At 65.6% G+C, this 16,907-nt stretch carries 15 protein-coding genes; 12 read left to right on the forward strand and 3 right to left on the reverse strand.

Annotation, left to right across the window (positions count from 1 at the left end):
- From DBR12_RS22630 to pyk, 4 genes are all read left to right on the forward strand, one after another.
- The coding region (locus tag DBR12_RS22630) for an NDP-sugar synthase (protein WP_369861413.1) at positions 1-287 on the forward strand (287 nt) is incomplete at its 5' end.
- Positions 284-1,678 carry an aminopeptidase P N-terminal domain-containing protein gene (locus DBR12_RS08370; protein WP_108616825.1) on the forward strand — a complete coding sequence of 465 codons (1,395 nt, stop codon included), beginning with the start codon at positions 284-286 and terminating at the stop codon, positions 1,676-1,678. The genes DBR12_RS22630 and DBR12_RS08370, both read left to right, overlap by 4 nt.
- Positions 1,675-2,439, forward strand: coding sequence for a CPBP family intramembrane glutamic endopeptidase (locus DBR12_RS08375; RefSeq protein WP_108616826.1), 765 nt, complete (start codon positions 1,675-1,677; stop codon positions 2,437-2,439). Before DBR12_RS08370 ends, DBR12_RS08375 begins: the two co-directional genes overlap by 4 nt.
- 89 nt (positions 2,440-2,528) lie before the next feature.
- Positions 2,529-3,965 carry a pyruvate kinase gene (gene pyk / locus DBR12_RS08380; protein WP_108616840.1) on the forward strand — a complete coding sequence of 479 codons (1,437 nt, stop codon included), beginning with the start codon at positions 2,529-2,531 and terminating at the stop codon, positions 3,963-3,965.
- Positions 3,966-3,984: 19 nt separating this feature from the next.
- Here the strand turns inward: pyk and DBR12_RS08385 are convergent, their stop codons facing one another.
- A complete protein-coding gene (locus tag DBR12_RS08385; protein WP_233244357.1) occupies positions 3,985-4,740 on the reverse strand; it encodes a phosphatase PAP2 family protein in 756 nt (251 codons plus the stop codon).
- A gap of 79 nt (positions 4,741-4,819) precedes the next feature.
- Here DBR12_RS08385 and DBR12_RS08390 point away from each other — a divergent pair, with 79 nt between their 5' ends.
- The 8 genes from DBR12_RS08390 (at position 4,820) to DBR12_RS08425 (ending at position 14,880) form a co-directional block, all read left to right on the forward strand.
- Positions 4,820-5,524: a response regulator transcription factor gene (locus tag DBR12_RS08390; RefSeq protein ID WP_108616828.1), complete on the forward strand. Its 705-nt coding sequence runs from the start codon at positions 4,820-4,822 to the stop codon at positions 5,522-5,524.
- Positions 5,521-6,912, forward strand: a complete 1,392-nt coding sequence (locus tag DBR12_RS08395) for a histidine kinase dimerization/phospho-acceptor domain-containing protein (protein WP_108616829.1) — start codon at positions 5,521-5,523, stop codon at positions 6,910-6,912. Before DBR12_RS08390 ends, DBR12_RS08395 begins: the two co-directional genes overlap by 4 nt.
- Positions 6,913-6,991: 79 nt before the next feature.
- Positions 6,992-8,056 (forward strand): class II fructose-bisphosphate aldolase, encoded by a 1,065-nt coding sequence (gene fba / locus DBR12_RS08400; protein WP_108616830.1) that lies wholly within the window; start codon positions 6,992-6,994, stop codon positions 8,054-8,056.
- A gap of 316 nt (positions 8,057-8,372) precedes the next feature.
- Positions 8,373-9,098, forward strand: coding sequence for a hypothetical protein (locus DBR12_RS08405; RefSeq protein ID WP_108616831.1), 726 nt, complete (start codon positions 8,373-8,375; stop codon positions 9,096-9,098).
- Between the two features lie 63 nt (positions 9,099-9,161).
- On the forward strand, positions 9,162-10,766 hold the full coding sequence (locus DBR12_RS08410) for a Re/Si-specific NAD(P)(+) transhydrogenase subunit alpha (protein WP_108616832.1): 1,605 nt from the start codon (positions 9,162-9,164) through the stop codon (positions 10,764-10,766).
- 34 nt (positions 10,767-10,800) lie between these two features.
- Positions 10,801-12,213 (forward strand): Re/Si-specific NAD(P)(+) transhydrogenase subunit beta, encoded by a 1,413-nt coding sequence (gene pntB, locus DBR12_RS08415; RefSeq protein WP_108616833.1) that lies wholly within the window; start codon positions 10,801-10,803, stop codon positions 12,211-12,213.
- A gap of 94 nt (positions 12,214-12,307) precedes the next feature.
- Positions 12,308-13,987, forward strand: coding sequence for a long-chain-fatty-acid--CoA ligase (locus tag DBR12_RS08420; protein WP_108616834.1), 1,680 nt, complete (start codon positions 12,308-12,310; stop codon positions 13,985-13,987).
- A gap of 137 nt (positions 13,988-14,124) precedes the next feature.
- On the forward strand, positions 14,125-14,880 hold the full coding sequence (locus DBR12_RS08425) for a 5'-methylthioadenosine/adenosylhomocysteine nucleosidase (RefSeq protein ID WP_108616835.1): 756 nt from the start codon (positions 14,125-14,127) through the stop codon (positions 14,878-14,880).
- A gap of 272 nt (positions 14,881-15,152) precedes the next feature.
- Here the strand turns inward: DBR12_RS08425 and corA are convergent, their stop codons facing one another.
- Together corA and DBR12_RS08435 are read right to left on the reverse strand one after the other, a co-directional pair.
- Positions 15,153-16,139 (reverse strand): magnesium/cobalt transporter CorA, encoded by a 987-nt coding sequence (gene corA, locus DBR12_RS08430; protein ID WP_108616836.1) that lies wholly within the window; start codon positions 16,137-16,139, stop codon positions 15,153-15,155.
- A 186-nt stretch (positions 16,140-16,325) separates the two neighbouring features.
- Positions 16,326-16,907, reverse strand: a 582-nt coding sequence (locus DBR12_RS08435; RefSeq protein ID WP_233244358.1) for a uracil-DNA glycosylase family protein, incomplete at its 5' end; no start/stop codon positions are given.

Raw genomic sequence — 16,907 nt, forward strand, 5'->3', positions numbered from 1 at the left:
GCCTGTCGGCTGACGGCCTGGCGCTGAACCTGCCCGCCGATGACCCTGCGCCGCGCTACACCTACAGCACCATCGCCTTGCTGCGCGCCGAGCTGTTTGCTGCGCCCTGGTGCGATATTCCGCCCGGCAACCCCGGCGGCATCAAAGCCCCGCTCGCGCCGCTGCTGCGCCGCGCGATGGACAATGGCCGCGTCGGCGCGCAGATCTACACCGGCCGCTGGACCGATGTGGGCACGCCTGAGCGGCTTGCCGAACTTAACTCACTTGCTTGCGACTCCCTCCCATGATCACCACCGTGCCTGCCTCCGTCTACGCCCAGCGCCGCGCGCACCTGGCTGCCCAGCTGGGCCCAGGGGGCATCGCCATCATCCCTACGGCGCTGGAGCGCCCACGCAACCGCGATACGGACTTTCTGTACCGACACGACAGTTACTTCTATTACCTGACCGGCTTCACGGAGCCTGGCGCCTGCCTGGTGCTGGCCCACGATGGCTGTAGCACGCTGTTCTGCCAGCCCAAGGACCTGGAGCGCGAGATTTGGGATGGCTACCGCCTGGGCCCCGCCGCTGCGCCTGCTGCCCTGGGCGTGGACGCCGCACATTCGATGGCCGAGATGGACAGCAAGCTGCCGCGCCTGCTCGAAAACACGGCCTGCGTCTGGTACCCGTTTGCCACCCACAGCGGCCTGGCCGCGCGCGTGGAGGGCTGGCTCAACGTGGTGCGCGGGCGTGTGCGCTACGGCGCCATCTGCCCTGCCGAGCAGAATGACCTGTGCACCCTGCTCGACGAGATGCGCCTGTTCAAGGACGCGTACGAGCAGGACATCATGCGCCGTGCCAGCAGTATCAGCGCGCAGGCCCACATCCGCGCTATGCAGCGCGCCGCCCGCATGCTGCGCGCCGGGGAGGATGTGCGCGAATACCACCTCGAAGCCGAACTGCTGCACGAGTTCCGCCAGCACGGGTCGCAGTACCCTGCCTACAACTCCATCGTGGCCGCCGGGGCCAACGCCTGTGTGCTGCACTACCGCGCCGACGACGCGCCTGTGCGCGACGGCGAGCTGGTGCTCATCGACGCGGGCTGCGAGCTGCACGGCTATGCCAGCGACATCACGCGCACCTTCCCGGCCAACGGGAAATTCACAGGCCCCCAGCGCGCGCTGTACGACCTAGTGCTGGCCAGCCAGGATGCGGCCGTGGCCGCCACCAAGGCGGGCGCCCGCTTCAACGACCCGCACGACGCCACGGTGGCCGTGCTCGCGCAGGGCATGTTGGATCTGGGCCTGCTCGATAAGAACAAGGCGGGCACCGCGCAGGACGTGATCGACAAACGCGCCTACTTCCAGTTCTACATGCACCGCACCGGCCACTGGCTGGGCATGGATGTGCACGACTGTGGTAGCTACGTGGAGCCGAGCGAAGTCGGCATTGCCAGTGAACGCAAGGACCCGCTTTCGGGCGAGACCATCACCAACCGCCCCAGCCGCATCCTGCGGCCTGGCATGGTGCTGACCATCGAGCCCGGCATCTATGTGCGTCCGGCCGAAGGGGTGCCCGAGCATTTCCACCACATCGGCATCCGCATCGAAGACGATGCCATCGTCACCGACACCGGGTGTGAGCTGATCACACGCGGCGTACCCGTCAAGGCCGACGAGATCGAGGCCCTGATGCGATGAGCGGGGTGCAAGGGGCCTTGGCACGCCCGTCCGGGTGGCGCCTGGGCGCGCTGCTGTGGCTGCTGGGCCTGCCCGGTGTGGTGGCCGTGGTCTGGACGCTGCTGCCGCCCTTGCAGGCCAATGCGGGCTTGCTGCCCCTGCCCCTGTGGGCGGTGCTGCTGCTCAGCGGGTTGCAGACGGCCGTGCTGCTGGCGCTGGCTGTTGCCATTGGCGTGTGGCTGGCGCCCCGCGTGGGGCTGCGGGCGCCGGTGCTGTCTGCGTGGCTGGGCGGCGGGCCGGTGGGCCCGGCGGTGCGCGCGGTGGTGGCGCCCGGCGTGATGGGCGGCGTGGCAGGCGCCCTGTGGCTGTGGGCGCTGGCCCAGGTGGCGCCACAGGCACTGCAGCCGTCCGACCCCGCCAGTGCGGCGCCGCTGGTGGTCAAGCTGCTCTATGGCGGCATCACCGAAGAGCTTTTGGTGCGCTGGGGCTTGATGACCCTGCTGCTGTGGTTGGGCTGGCGCGTGCTGCGGCGCGGGCAGGGCCTGCCCGGCAAGGCCCTGATGGCTGTGGCGGTGGTGCTCAGCGCCCTGCTGTTTGCGGTGGGGCACCTGCCAGCGGCCCAGGCCATGGCCGGGGTGCTGACGCCGCCGGTGGTGCTTTTTGTACTGGCAGGCAACACCGCGTTCGGCCTGCTGGCCGGTGCGCTCTATGCCCGCCGTGGGCTGGAGGCGGCCATCGTCGCGCATGTCCTGGCGCACCTGCTGTCGCATCCCCTTCTGTGACGGGCGCTGCGGGTAACCCGCATGTAACCGCTTCGTGTGAGAATTGAAACTCGATTACATCCCAACGACCGAGAGAAAGAGACATGTCCATGCCTACCCGCCGCGCCACCAAGATTGTTGCCACCCTGGGCCCCGCATCGAGTGACCCGGCGCTGCTGGAGGCGATGATCCGAGCGGGGGTGAACGTGGTGCGGCTGAACTTCAGCCACGGCAAGGCGCAGGACCACATCGACCGCGCCGCCACGGTGCGTGCCGCCGCCCAGCGTGCGGGCCGCGAGGTGGCCATCATGGCCGACCTGCAGGGTCCCAAGATCCGCGTGGGCAAGTTTGCCGAGGGCAAGGTGATGCTCGAATCCGGTGCCCAATTTGTGCTGGATGCCTCGCGCACCGAGCTGGGCGACATCGAAGGCGTGGGTCTGGACTACAAGGAACTGCCGCGCGACGTGAAGGCGGGCGATGTGCTGCTGCTCAACGACGGCCTGATCGTGCTCACGGTGGATGCCGTGCGTGGTGAGGCCGTGCACACCACGGTGAAGGTCGGCGGCGAGCTGTCGAACAACAAGGGCATCAACAAGAAGGGCGGTGGCCTCACGGCGCCGGCCCTCACGGCCAAGGACATGGAAGACATCCGCACGGCTATGAGCTTCCAGGCCGACTATGTGGCCGTGAGCTTCCCTAAGAATGCGACCGACATGGAAATGGCCCGCCAGCTGTGCAACGTGGCGGCTTCCGAGTTCCGCCACAAGCCGGGCCTGATCGCCAAGATCGAACGCGCCGAAGCCATCCCGCACCTCGAAGCCATCCTGCGCGTGAGCGACGGCATCATGGTGGCGCGCGGCGACCTGGCGGTGGAGGTGGGCAATGCCGCCGTGCCCGCGCTGCAAAAGAAGATGATCCGCATGGCGCGCGACATGGACAAGGTCGTCATCACCGCCACGCAGATGATGGAGAGCATGATCACCAACCCGGTGCCCACGCGCGCCGAGGTGAGCGACGTGGCCAATGCGGTGCTGGACGGCACCGACGCTGTGATGCTGAGCGCCGAGACGGCCGCCGGCCGCTACCCTCTCGAAACCGTGGAAGAAATGGCGACCATCTGCGCCGCCGCAGAAGCCGCCGAAGACCACCAGCTCGATGCCGACTTCACAGGCCAGACCTTTGGCCGCATCGACCAGTCCATCGCCATGGGGGCGCTGTTCACGGCCCACCACCTGGGTGCCAAGGCCATCGTGGCCATGACCGACAGCGGCGCCACGGCGCTGTGGATGAGCCGGCACAGCATCCGTGTCCCTATCTACGCACTCACCCCCAAGGTGGCAACGCAGCGCAAGATGGCCATGTACCGCAATGTGCGGCCCTTGCTCATGGATACCAGTGCCGATCGCGACACCGCGCTGGAACAGGCCGAGCGCCACCTCAAGAACCGCAACATCGTGCAAAAGGGCGACGTCTACGCCATCACCTGCGGCGAACCCATGGGGGCGCCGGGCGGCACCAACATGCTGAAGATTTGCGTGGCGGGTTGAACAACCGGGTTGCGCGCTCTCAGCCGATGGCGCGTGGTGGGTCGTCGGCTCCCATGCCGTTGGCTGCAGCGGTGAGGGCAGCCAGGCGTGGGCGCAAAGCCGACGCTCCCAGGTCGCACAGCCAGCCCACGGTCCAGCACAGCCAGCCGGTCCACAGCGTGTGGCTCATGAAATGGGCACCCCGCACCTGCTGGGCACCGCCCAGCACCAGGCCGGCCAGCACCGCGGCAGCCAGCCACCATCGCGCGGCAGCCGGTGCCTTGCGGCGCAGCGCAAAGTAGCCCCCCATGAAGGCAAACCCCGCCGAGGCATGGCCCGCCGGAAAGCACCGACCGCCGCCACCATCCACCACGCCCAGCGCCCAGTGGGAGGCGTACCGCGCCACGCCGCCGAATTCCGCCAGGTCCCAGGGGCAGCTGGTGGTGCTCAGGTTCTTGCCCACGCTCACAGCCGCAAGCGCCAGCAGGGCACTGATGGCCATCTGCAGGCGCTCACCCACATCCAGACGCCGCAGCACCCCCCAGGGCCACCACACGCCCAGCGCCAGCAGCAGCACGAGCAGCCACCCCAGGCGGCGAGCGCCTTCATGGAGCACCTGCACGAAGAACCATTGGTCGCGCATCGGAAAACCGTTGGCAGACCCAAAAGCGCGTGCCAGGGGGATGTCTTGCCCGATGGCGTCCCAAGCCACCACGGCGGCCAGGATGCCGAGCGTCCAAAGAAGTAGCGTACGGTGGTGGGCGAAGCGGTGGGGCGGGGTCGGCGTGGACAACATGGGGCGGACCATAGGGCACGCCACTTAACGCCGTCTTAATGACTGAGCGCAGGCCGCCGTGCCGGGCGACAATCGCCCCATGCGAATACTCGTTGTTGAAGACGATGCGGGCATTGCGGGAGGCCTGCGCACGAACCTGCAGCAGCGCGGCTACGCGGTGGATGTGTGCGACGGCGTGGCCAGTGCCTGGGGCGCGCTGCGCACTGAGCGCTTTGATGCCGTGTTGCTCGATCTGGGGCTGGCCGATGGCGACGGCGGCGATCTGCTGCGGCGGCTGCGACTGAGCCCGGCGCACGGCGCAACTGCCGCGCCCGTCCTGCCCGACCCCTCCACCCCCGTGCTCATCGTGACCGCCCGCGACCAGGTCCACCAGCGCATTGCAGGGCTTGACCAGGGGGCCGATGATTACCTGGCCAAACCGTTTGACATGGACGAGCTGGACGCGCGTTTGCGTGCCTTGTTGCGTCGGGCTGCTGGTCGCGCATCACCCACCATCCGCTACGGAGCCATCGAGATGGACCCCGCAGCGCGCACGGTGCACCAGGGGGGCAAGCTGGTGGAGATGTCACCCCGGGAGTTTTCGGTGCTGCTGGTGTTGCTGGAGGCCCGGGGGCGGGTGCTGTCGCGCCAGCAGATTGAGGAGCACTTGTACAGCTGGGACGCAGCCATCGAGAGCAATGCGGTGGAGGTCCACATCCACCATCTGCGGCGCAAGCTGGGCAGCGGCTGCATCCAGACCATGCGCGGTGTGGGCTACTTCATGCCCCAGGAGTCGGCTGCATGAGCGCTGCCGCCGCACCGTCCAGTGCCAGTGCGCGCAGGCCATCGTTGACCCGCCAGCTTCTGCTGTGGTCGCTGGGTGCGCTGGTGCTGGTGTGGGGCAGCTTTGTGTTCATGGGCTACCAGACGGGCGTGCACGAGGCGGACGAGCTGACCGACGGCCACCTGGCCAGTGTGGCCGCCCTGCTGCTGAACCTGCGCACTAACGAGGTGGGTGGGGCGCCGCAAGTCACTCAGCGCGTGGCCACGCCCTGGCTCAAGTCGCATGATTACCAGCAATCTCTCAGCGTGGTGCAGTGGGATGCGCAGGGGCGATTGCTTCATCACAGCGGCACGGCGCCTGTGCCTGCTTTCAGTGCCGCCGAGGGGTTTGCGGACATGGTTTTGGGGGGGCATGGCGCGGTGTGGCGAAGTTTCTCCCAATGGGACGCTGCGCGTGCGCACAAGGTCACGGTGCTGCTGGAGCTGCGCGAGCGGGACGAGCTGGCGCAGGACATTGCTGAACAGATGATCGAACCCGGGCTATGGCTGCTGCCCGTGGTGTCCCTGGCCTTGGGACTTGCGCTGTGGCGCGGCCTGCGCCCGCTCTATGCCCTGTCGGCCGATGTGGCTGCGCTGGACTCCGCCAGCACGCAGCGCCTGGCCTCACGCCACGCCTGGAGCGAGTTCGAGTCGGTGGTGGCGTCGATCAACACCCTGCTGGACCGGCAGCAGGCCGCCATGGTGCGCGAGCGCCGGTTGGCCAACGAAGTGGCGCACGAGCTGCGCACGCCACTGTCTTCTATCGCACTGCAGGCCAGCGCCCTGGGCGGGGCGCTGGACGCAGACGCTCGGGCCCAGGCCATCGCGCGCATTGGCCAGGACGCGCTGCGGGCGGGGCATGTGCTCAACCAGCTCCTGGCCCTGGCACGTGCCAGCCGGGCCGAGTTGCATGAGGCCAAGGCGCCGTTGGACTTGTGTGCCGTGGCTCGCCAAGTCTGCGCCGATTTTGCCCAAGCTGCCTGGCAGCGGGGGGATGACATCGCGCTTTCGGCGCCGCCGCAGCTGTGGGTGTCCGGGCATGTGCTGCTGCTGGACATCGCTGCCCGCAATCTGGTGGAGAACGCGCTCAAGCACACGCCGGAAGGCACACACATCGCTGTGGAGGTGGGGGTCTCTGAAGGTGGGGGGGCATGGCTGCAGGTGTGCGACGACGGTGCCCGCGGACGGGACGATAGGCCCCCGGCCCGAGGTGCGGGAAGCCCCCCGGATAGCCTGCACCTGGGCCACGAAATCCTGCGTCGGGTGGCAGACATCCATGGTGGCGCATTTGGCACGGCGTCTGCCGCGCCACCCTTTACCACCTGCTTTCGGTTGGATTTGCCCCCTTCGGCGGTCACGCCCCCCGGTTAAAATCCCGAGTTACCAAGCGGTTACCACCGCCAAGCCCGGCTCACAGCGCCTTCCCCAACCCTCAACGGATCCCACGACCATGCCTCTCGTTTCGATGCGCGAACTGCTCGACCATGCCGCAGCCAACAGCTACGGCATCCCTGCCTTCAACGTCAACAACCTGGAGCAGGTCCAGGCCGTGATGGCCGCTGCCGACGAAGTGGGGGCACCGGTCATCCTGCAGGCCAGCGCTGGTGCGCGCAAGTACGCGGGTGAGCCCTTCATCAAGCACCTTATCCAGGCGGCGGTCGAGGCCTTCCCTCACATTCCGCTGGTCATGCACCAGGACCATGGCACTTCGCCCAAGGTGTGTGCCGGTGCTATTGACCTTGGCTTTGGCTCGGTGATGATGGACGGCTCGCTTATGGAAGACGGCAAGACGCCTTCGTCCTTCGACTACAACGTGGAAGTGACCCGCAAGGTCGTGGACATGGCCCACAAGGTGGGCGTGACGGTGGAAGGTGAACTGGGCTGTCTGGGCAACCTGGAAACAGGTGAAGCCGGTGAGGAAGACGGTATCGGCGCCGAAGGCAAACTGGACCACAGCCAGATGCTGACCGACCCCGAAGAAGCGGCCGTGTTCGTCAAGGCCACCCAGCTCGACGCACTGGCGATCGCCATCGGCACCAGCCACGGCGCCTACAAGTTCAGCCGCAAGCCCACGGGCGACATCCTGGCCATCAGCCGCGTGAAGGAAATCCACAAGCGCATTCCCAACACCCATCTGGTGATGCACGGCTCTTCGTCGGTGCCCGCCGAGCTGCTGGCCATCATCAACCAGTACGGCGGCAAGATGAAGGAGACCTACGGCGTGCCCGTCGAGGAAATTCAGGAAGCCATCAAGCACGGCGTGCGCAAGATCAACATTGACACCGACATCCGCCTGGCCATGACCGGCGCGGTGCGCAAGTTCCTGGCCGAGAACCCCGACAAATTCGACGCGCGCGAGTGGCTCAAGCCCGCCCGCGAAGCCGCCAAGCAGGTCTGCAAGCAACGGTACCTGGAGTTCGGCTGCGAAGGCCAGGGCAGCAAGATCAAGGGCCTGAGCCTGCAGGTTGTGGCTGCGCAGTACGCTTCGGGAGCGTTGGCCCAAGTGGTGAACTGATCAACCGCGCAAGGCCCTGCGGGGCCATTGCACAGCCTGGCTGCTTTGTGTTGCCAGGCTTTTTTTTGTCCAGCCGCCGCGTGGACTGGGGAGTTCCCTCTACAGCAGACAAAGGCGACAGCGATAAGAATTTCTTCATGTAAGCTCGCGGTCAGCTTGCCCACCGGCAGCGCCGCAAGAAGTGTCTGATACCAGGGCGCTTTCAACACATTTCTCACCAGTTACACCGAGCTGGTTGTTGCATGGCAGAAGCCGTCGAGTGACGGAATCCGATGCCGTGGGATGATTGAAGGCGAATTCGTATGAACCTCTCTCTATGACTCTGACAATTTCAAAGTTCCGGCGGCTGTTGCCTTTGTTGGCTGTGACGGTGTTCACGGTGGCATGCGCGCCCCTGACCGTTCCTCCCAAGTCCGAATATCCCGTGGGTCGTGCCCGTCTGGTGTTGCCGCCGGGGACTTGGCAGGATCTGGGCAACTCAGAAGAATCCATTGCAGGCTCCGGAGGCCGTATTGCGCTTCAGACCCGTGATGTTGGGCTTCGCAATGCGCAAGGCGACTGGCTGGCTGTGTTGCGTGTGCAGACCAACCGTGCTGGCGATCTGGGGGGATCCCCCCAAGGCATCGGGAGCTGCCCGCCTCAACAGGATGTGACTGTTGAGGATACTGCTGCAGGAAGTCCCGTGCGCGCGGACTGCCTGCGCCTCAAGCTGTGGGGAAGCCGTGCCCAATGGCTGGACAAGAACCGACCGGACCTTGTCGAGTGGCTCATCAGTCGCCAGCTCAGTGTGAGCCAGCCCTACACCTACCTGAGCTATCGCTATGTGACCGAAGCCGGGGCCTGGGTAAAGATCGATGCCTTGGTGGACCAGCGACTATTGCGTCCCACGACGCGCAGCAACGAGGAGTTCCTTGTGGCGGGGCGACCCGCGCTGCAATGGGGGCGTGACCTAGCCCAGGCCGTGCGCCTGAGCGTCGGCATGGTGGACGGCCACCTGGCCATTCCGCCCTTCCCGTTCCCCACGCCCACTTCCAAGCCCTAGCTCGCCAGTCCTCCCCTGCCTGGCGGCCTTGCATAACGTTTACGAAACTCTAGGAGACCTCTGATGCAGACAAGCCCCGTCCCGCAGCCGCAGCGTATCGGCGTGCCAAGGGAAACCTTTCCCGGCGAAAAGCGCGTGGCCACCGTGCCCGATGTGGTGGAGAAGCTGATCAAGCTGGGCTTCACTGTCACTGTGGAGTCTGGGGCTGGGGATGCCGCCAATTTCAGTGACGACGCCTACCGCGCCGCAGGCGCCGAGATCGTGGGTGACGCCGCTGCGCTGTGGGCCGGGTCGGACATCGTCTTCAAGGTGCGCCCGCCCGGCAGCGACGAAGTGGCGCTGATGCGCGAGGGAACCACCCTCATCGATTTCATCTGGCCCGCCCAGAACCCGGATCTGATGCAGCAGCTGGCTGCGAAGAAGGCCACCGTGCTGGCCATCGACTGCCTGCCGCGCACCTTGTCCCGTGCCCAGAAGATGGATGCGCTCACGTCCACCGCAGGTGTCAGCGGTTACCGCGCCGTCATCGAGGCGGCCAACGCCTTTGGTCGGTTCTTTAATGGCCAGATCACGGCCGCAGGCAAGGTGCCGCCTGCCAAGGTATTCATCGCAGGCGCCGGTGTGGCGGGCCTCGCCGCCATCGGCACGGCGGCGAACCTGGGCGCCATCGTGCGCGCCAACGACACCCGTGCCGAAGTGGCCGATCAGGTCAAGTCGCTGGGCGGTGAGTTCGTCAAGGTGGACTACGAAGAAGAGGGCTCGGGCGGAGGCGGTTACGCCAAGGTCATGAGTGAGGGCTTCCAGGCTGCACAGCGCAAGATGTATGCGGAGCAGGCCAAGGATGCCGACATCATCATCACCACCGCGCTGATCCCGGGCAAGCCCGCGCCCAAGCTCATCACCGCCGAGATGGTGCAGAGCATGAAGCCCGGCAGCGTGATCGTGGACATGGCGGCCGAGCAGGGCGGCAACTGCGAGTTGACCGTGCCCGGCCAAGCCGTGGTGCGCCATGGCGTGACCATCGTCGGCTACACCGACCTGGCCTCGCGCCTGGCCAAGCAGTCTTCCACGCTATACGCCACCAACCTGCTTCGCCTGACGGAAGAGCTGTGCAAGGCCAAGGACGGGGTGGCCGTGGTCAACATGGAGGATGACGCGATCCGCGGCCTCACCGTGGTCAAGGATGGCGCCATCACCTGGCCTGCCCCGCCGCTCAAGCAAGCCCCGGCACCCGTGCCCAAGGCAGCAGCCCCGGTGGCGGAAAAGAAATCAAGCCATGGCCACGGTACGGGCGCTCCCATGTCCGCCAAAACCCTGACCATTGTTTTCGCCGTGCTGGCCGTGCTGTTCTGGGCCATCGGCGCCTATGCGCCCGTGGCCTTCCTGGGGCACTTCACGGTGTTCGTGCTGGCCTGCTTTATCGGCTACATGGTGGTGTGGAACGTTACTCCCGCGCTGCACACACCGTTGATGAGCGTGACCAACGCCATCTCCAGCATCATCGCCATCGGTGCGCTGGTGCAGATTGCGCCGCCCGATGCGGGTGTGAACGGGCGGCCTGACGGGCTCATCCTGTGGCTGGCGTTTGCCGCGCTGGTGCTCACGGCCATCAACATGTTCGGCGGCTTTGCGGTCACGCGCCGCATGCTGGCCATGTTCCGCAAGTAACTCCATCACAACAAGAACACAAGGAGCACAGTACATGTCCCAAAGTCTTGCCACCGTGGCCTACCTGGGCGCGGCCATTTTGTTCATCCTGAGCCTGGGCGGGCTCTCCAACCCGGAAACCTCACGCCGGGGCAACCTGTTCGGCATGGTCGGCATGGCGCTGGCCGTGCTGGCCACCGTGTTCGGCCCGCGCGTCAGTGCTGCAGGCGTGGCCTGGATCGTCGGCGCCCTGGTGATTGGCGGCGGCATCGGCCTGTATGCGGCCAAGGTTGTCAAGATGACCCAGATGCCCGAGCTGGTTGCCCTTATGCACAGCCTGGTGGGCCTGGCTGCTTGCCTGGTGGGGTTTGCCAGCTATGTCGATACCTCGATCCAGCTGCAGGGTGCGGAAAAGATCATCCACGAGGTGGAGATTTATGTCGGCATCCTGATCGGCGCGGTTACGTTCAGCGGCTCGCTGATCGCCTTTGGCAAGCTCAACGGCAAGATCGGCGGCAAGCCGCTGCTGCTGCCGGGGCGCCACTGGCTCAACCTGACCGCTTTGCTCGTGGTGATCTGGTTTGGCCGTGAGTTCTTGCGCGCAGAAACCATCGAGCAAGGCATGGTGCCGCTGATCGTGATGACGGTAATCGCCCTGCTGTTCGGTATCCACATGGTCATGTCCATTGGCGGGGCTGACATGCCGGTGGTGGTGTCCATGCTCAACAGCTACTCGGGCTGGGCCGCCGCCGCCACGGGCTTCATGCTCAGCAACGACCTGCTCATCGTCACCGGCGCGCTGGTGGGCTCCTCGGGGGCCATCCTGAGCTACATCATGTGCAATGCGATGAACCGCAACTTCATCAGCGTGATCGCGGGCGGTTTTGGCTCGGGGAGCGGCGCTCCTGCCAAGAAGGGCGATGCCGCCGAGCCGCAGGGCGAGGTCGTGCCAGTGGCCGCTGCCGAGACGGCCGAGCTGCTGCGCGATGCCAAGAGCGTGATCATCGTCCCAGGCTACGGCATGGCAGTGGCCCAGGCGCAGCATACGGTCAACGACATCGTGAAGACGCTGCGCGACAAGGGCGTGCAGGTGCGTTTTGCCATCCATCCCGTGGCGGGCCGCATGCCGGGCCACATGAATGTGCTGCTGGCCGAAGCCAAGGTGCCTTATGACATCGTGATGGAGATGGACGAGATCAACGAGGACTTTCCGGACACCGACGTGGCCATCGTCATCGGCGCCAACGACATCGTGAACCCCGCCGCGCAGGACGACCCCACCAGCCCGATTGCCGGCATGCCGGTGCTCGAAGTGTGGAAGGCCAAGACCTCGATCGTGATGAAGCGCTCGATGGCTTCGGGTTATGCGGGTGTGGACAACCCTCTGTTCTATAAGGACAACAACCGCATGCTGTTTGGTGATGCCAAGAAAATGCTCGATGAAGTGCTCGCCGCGCTCAAGGGCTGACGGGCATAATTCACCAGCGAAAAAAGCACGATCGTGCTGAAACGGCAGCGCGGTTCATTCATCGCTACTAAAAACTTCTCAGGAGACAAAAAACATGACCGATCGCCCATGGCTGGCCGCCTATCCGCAAGGGGTTCCTGCCGACATCGACACCTCGCAGTACGCCTCTCTTGTAGCCCTTATGGATGAGGCGTTCAAGAAGTACGCCGACCGCGTGGCATACAGCTTTATGGGCAAGGAGGTGACCTATGCCCAGACCGATTCGCTCTCCAGCGCGTTTGCGGCCTACCTGCAAGGCCTGGGCCTGGTAAAGGGCGATCGCGTGGCCATCATGATGCCCAACGTGCCGCAGTACCCCGTCGCCGTGGCTGCCGTGCTGCGCGCAGGGTTTGTGGTGGTCAACGTGAACCCGCTATACACCCCGCGCGAGCTGGAGCATCAGCTCAAGGACTCTGGCGCCAAGGCTATCGTCATCATCGAGAACTTCGCCGCCACACTGGAGCAGTGCATCGCACACACGCCCGTCAAGCATGTGGTGCTGTGCGCAATGGGTGACCAGCTGGGCCTGCTCAAGGGCGCGCTGGTCAACTACGTGGTGCGCAACGTCAAGAAGATGGTGCCCGCCTACAACCTGCCTGGTGCGGTGCGCTTCAACGAGGCCGTGGCCCAGGGCACGCGCGGCACGCTCAAGAAGCCCGACATCAAGCCTGATGACATTGCGCTGTTGCAGTACACCGGCGGCACGACGGGCGTGAGCAAGGGGGCGGTGCTGCTGCATCGCAACATCCTTGCCAACGTGTTGCAATCCGAGGCCTGGAATTCGCCCGTGATGAGCAAGGTGCCCGCAGGCGAGCAGCCCACGGCGGTATGCGCGCTGCCGCTGTACCACATCTTCGCGTTCACCGTGAACATGATGCTGTCCATGCGCACCGGCGGCAAAACCATCCTGATCCCCAACCCGCGCGATCTGCCTGCGGTGCTCAAGGAGCTCTCCAAACACACCTTCCACAGCTTCCCGGCCGTGAACACGCTGTTTAACGGCCTGGCCAATCACCCGGACTTCAACACTGTCAACTGGAAGAACCTCAAGGTTTCGGTGGGCGGTGGCATGGCCGTGCAGGGTGCCGTAGCCAAGCTCTGGCTGGAGAAGACCGGCTGCCCCATCTGCGAAGGCTACGGCCTGTCGGAAACCAGCCCCTCGACCAGCTGTAACCCCGTGACGGCCACCGAGTACACCGGCACCATCGGCGTGCCGATTCCTGGCACCTACATGAAGCTACTGGACGACGAGGGCCGGGAAGTCACCAAGCTGGGCGAGCCAGGCGAGATCGCCATCAAGGGCCCGCAGGTGATGGCGGGTTACTGGCAGCGCCCCGACGAAACGGCCAAGGTCATGACCGACGACGGCTACTTCAAGTCCGGCGATATCGGCATCATGGATGCGCGCGGTTTCTTCAAGATTGTGGACCGCAAGAAGGACATGGTGCTGGTCAGTGGCTTTAACGTGTACCCCAACGAGGTCGAAGAAGTGGTGGCCAATTGCCCCGGCGTGCTTGAATGCGCCGTGGTGGGTGTGCCCGATGAGAAGACCGGTGAGGCCGTGAAGCTGGTCATCGTGAAGAAGGACCCGGCACTGACCGAAGCGCAGGTCAAGGAGTTTTGCCGCGCTGAACTGACGGGCTACAAGCAGCCCAAGGTCATCGAGTTCCGCACCGAACTGCCCAAGACGCCCGTGGGCAAGATCCTGCGCCGCGAGCTGCGCGACAAGAAGTAAACCATGGGCGTGGCGGCGCGCGGGCTTTTGCGCGCCACAATCCACAGGCGGCTTCGGCCGCCTTTTTTCATGGCCGCGCCGCAAGGGGCGGCGGCCGTGCGTTGCTTCCCCACCCCGCCGATCCGAAGGTTTTTCGTATGAGTACCGCCATCCTGAGTGCCCTGACTGAAGAGCAAAGCTCTCTGGTCGAGCACCTCGCCCACCCGCAGCGTGTGATGCACGCAGGCCGCGCCTTCTGGCGGGGCGAGCTAAATGACCGGCCGGTAGTGCTCGCGCTGTCGGGCATCGGCAAGGTGGCGGCGGCCACTACGGCCACGGCGCTGATCGAGCATTTTGGTGTGGCCCGCATCGTGTTCACCGGGGTGGCCGGGGGCCTGGGGGACGGGGTGAACGTGGGCGACGTGGTGGTGGCGCAGGACTACATCCAGCACGACATGGACGCCTCGCCCCTGTTCCCGCGCTGGGAGCTGCCGGGCTATGCGCGCAGCCGCCTGCCTTGCGACCCCGTTTTGACCGCTCTACTTTTGGAAGCGGCCAGGGCTTGTGTGGCGGGCGGTAGTGGCCAGTTGGGCCTCAATACAGCACCGGATCAGGCACGCCACCGCGTGCACCACGGCCTGGTGGCCAGTGGCGACCGCTTTGTCTCCGCCGCCGCCGAGTCCACCCAACTGCGCGCCGCACTGCGCAGCGCCGGGCACGATGTGCTGGCCGTGGAAATGGAAGGCGCCGCCGTGGCCCAGGTCTGCCAGGACTATGGCCTGCCCTTCGCCGCCGTGCGCACCATCTCTGACCGCGCCGACGACACCGCCCACGGTGACTTCGCCCTGTTCGTGCAGACCGTGGCCAGCCGCTATGCAGAACACATGGTGCAGAGGTTGCTTCAAAAGCTATAAATTTAATAGCTTAAAAGGCAATATGGACGCGCGCAGAGGCCGAATTCTGCTCAAGTTTTCAGCAAGAAACTCGTTGATGGATGCCTGACAGAACCACGCGAAGGGCGCTCCCCAAGCCAGCGCCACCGAGGAACCGGCTTTGCCGGGCCTCGGGTGGCGTCCCCCCTCGGGGGGCTGAGGAACTGCGGCTCCGAGCCTGCCTGCGCAGGCTTGGACAGTTACGAAGGGCCGATGCCTCAGGCTGCGGCGCGTAGGCTCGCGCCACAGGGGGGCTACTTCAACCAGCCGCGCTTGCGGAAGTACCACATGGGCCCCAGCGCACTGGCCAGCATCAGCCCCAGCGCATACGGGTAGCCCATCGACCAGTCCAGCTCGGGCATGAACTTGAAGTTCATGCCGTACACGCTCGCAATCAGCGTGGGCGGCAGCAAGGCGACGCTGGCCACCGAGAAGATCTTGATGATCTTGTTCTGATTGATGTTGATAAAACCGACCGTGGCGTCCATCAAGAAGTTGATCTTGTCGAACAGAAAGGCCGTGTGGTTGTCCAGCGACTCGATGTCGCGCAGGATCTGGCGGGCCTCCTCGAACTGCTCGGCGTTGAGCATCTTGCTGCGCATCATGAAGCTCACTGCGCGGCGCGTGTCCATCACGTTGCGGCGGATGCGGCCGTTCAAGTCTTCCTGGCGCGCAATGGCGGCCAGCACCTCGCCCGCGCGGGCGTCGGTCACGTCGCCTGCCAGCACCTGGGTGCTGACCTTTTCCAGCTCGTCGTAGATGCCTTCGAGCGTGTCGGCCGAATACTCGGCGTCGGCGTCGAACAGCTTGAGCAGCACTTCCTTGGCGTCCTCGATGAGCCCCGGCGCGCGACGTGCGCGCATGCGCAGCAGGCGGAACACGGGCACGTCTTCGTCGTGGATGGAGAACAGCACGCCCCGGCTCTTGAGGTTGGTGTTGTGCTGGTTCAGGATGAAGGCCACCCGCACCGAGCGAGGGTCTTCGTCGTCGTCGATCAAAAAGTCGCTGCGGATGTGCAACTCGCCGTTGTCTTCTTCGTAGAAGCGGGCGGATTCCTCGATGTCCTCGTCCATCGCATCCTCGGGGATGGACAGGCCGTAGTGCTGCTTGATCCAGCGTTTTTCTTCGAGCGTGGGGGCTTCCAGGTCCACCCAGATCGGCTGGAACTTGGTCAGTTCTTCCAGGGACTCGATTTCTTCCTGGAACAGCCGGCCATTGGCGAGCGTAAAGATGTTGAGCATGGGCTCACTCCCTTGTGTGTGGCAACTGCGGTGTGGGGGTCTGGGCTGCTTTCAACCCCCACCGGCAGGCCGGGGAGCTGAAAGCTACCAACTCGGGTAGGTTTCCAAGGAGCTGTCTCCGTCAAAAATAGGCAAGTCGCGGATTATGGCACCGGGAGGGCACCGGGGGGGCCGCTTTGGGCGGGATCAAGTAGAGCCAGCGCCAGCGCCACGCACCAGAGCCAGGGCGTGGCACAGGTCGGCCCAGGCGGCGGCCTTGGTGTCCTGCGAGCGCAGCAAAAAGGCCGGGTCGTAGGTCACAACGGCTGGGCAGCCCGCCAGCTGGTGCGGGCCTGCCCGCAGGCGGCCCAGTGGCTCGGTGCGGCCCAGGGCGGCGCGCGCGGCCACATGGCCCAGCACCAGCACCATCGCGGGCTGTAGCGTGCTCACCGCGTCGGCCAGGGTGGCGGGGATGTGGGTGCTGGCTTCGGTGCCGGGTGCTGGCCGCTCCAGCGCTGCAAAGTAGACGCGCGGGTGCTTGTGCAGCTGCATGGCGCGCAGCATGTTGTCCAGCAGGCGCCCTGTATCGCCGCCCAGTGGGTCGTCGGGGGTGGGGCTTTCCGCCACGATCAGCCAGCCGCTGCCCAGGCCCGTGGGAGTCTGCGCCGGGTCGGCCGTGGGGTACAGCGCCCGGGGGGCATGCAGCAGCAACGCCGGGGCGCCCGGGCCTGCGGCAGGCGCAGCCAGGTGGCTGGCGGGCGCTGTGCGTGGTGTGGTGGCGGGCTGGGT

This window comes from Acidovorax sp. HMWF029 (assembly GCF_003060895.1).
GTDB lineage: Bacteria > Pseudomonadota > Gammaproteobacteria > Burkholderiales > Burkholderiaceae_C > Acidovorax.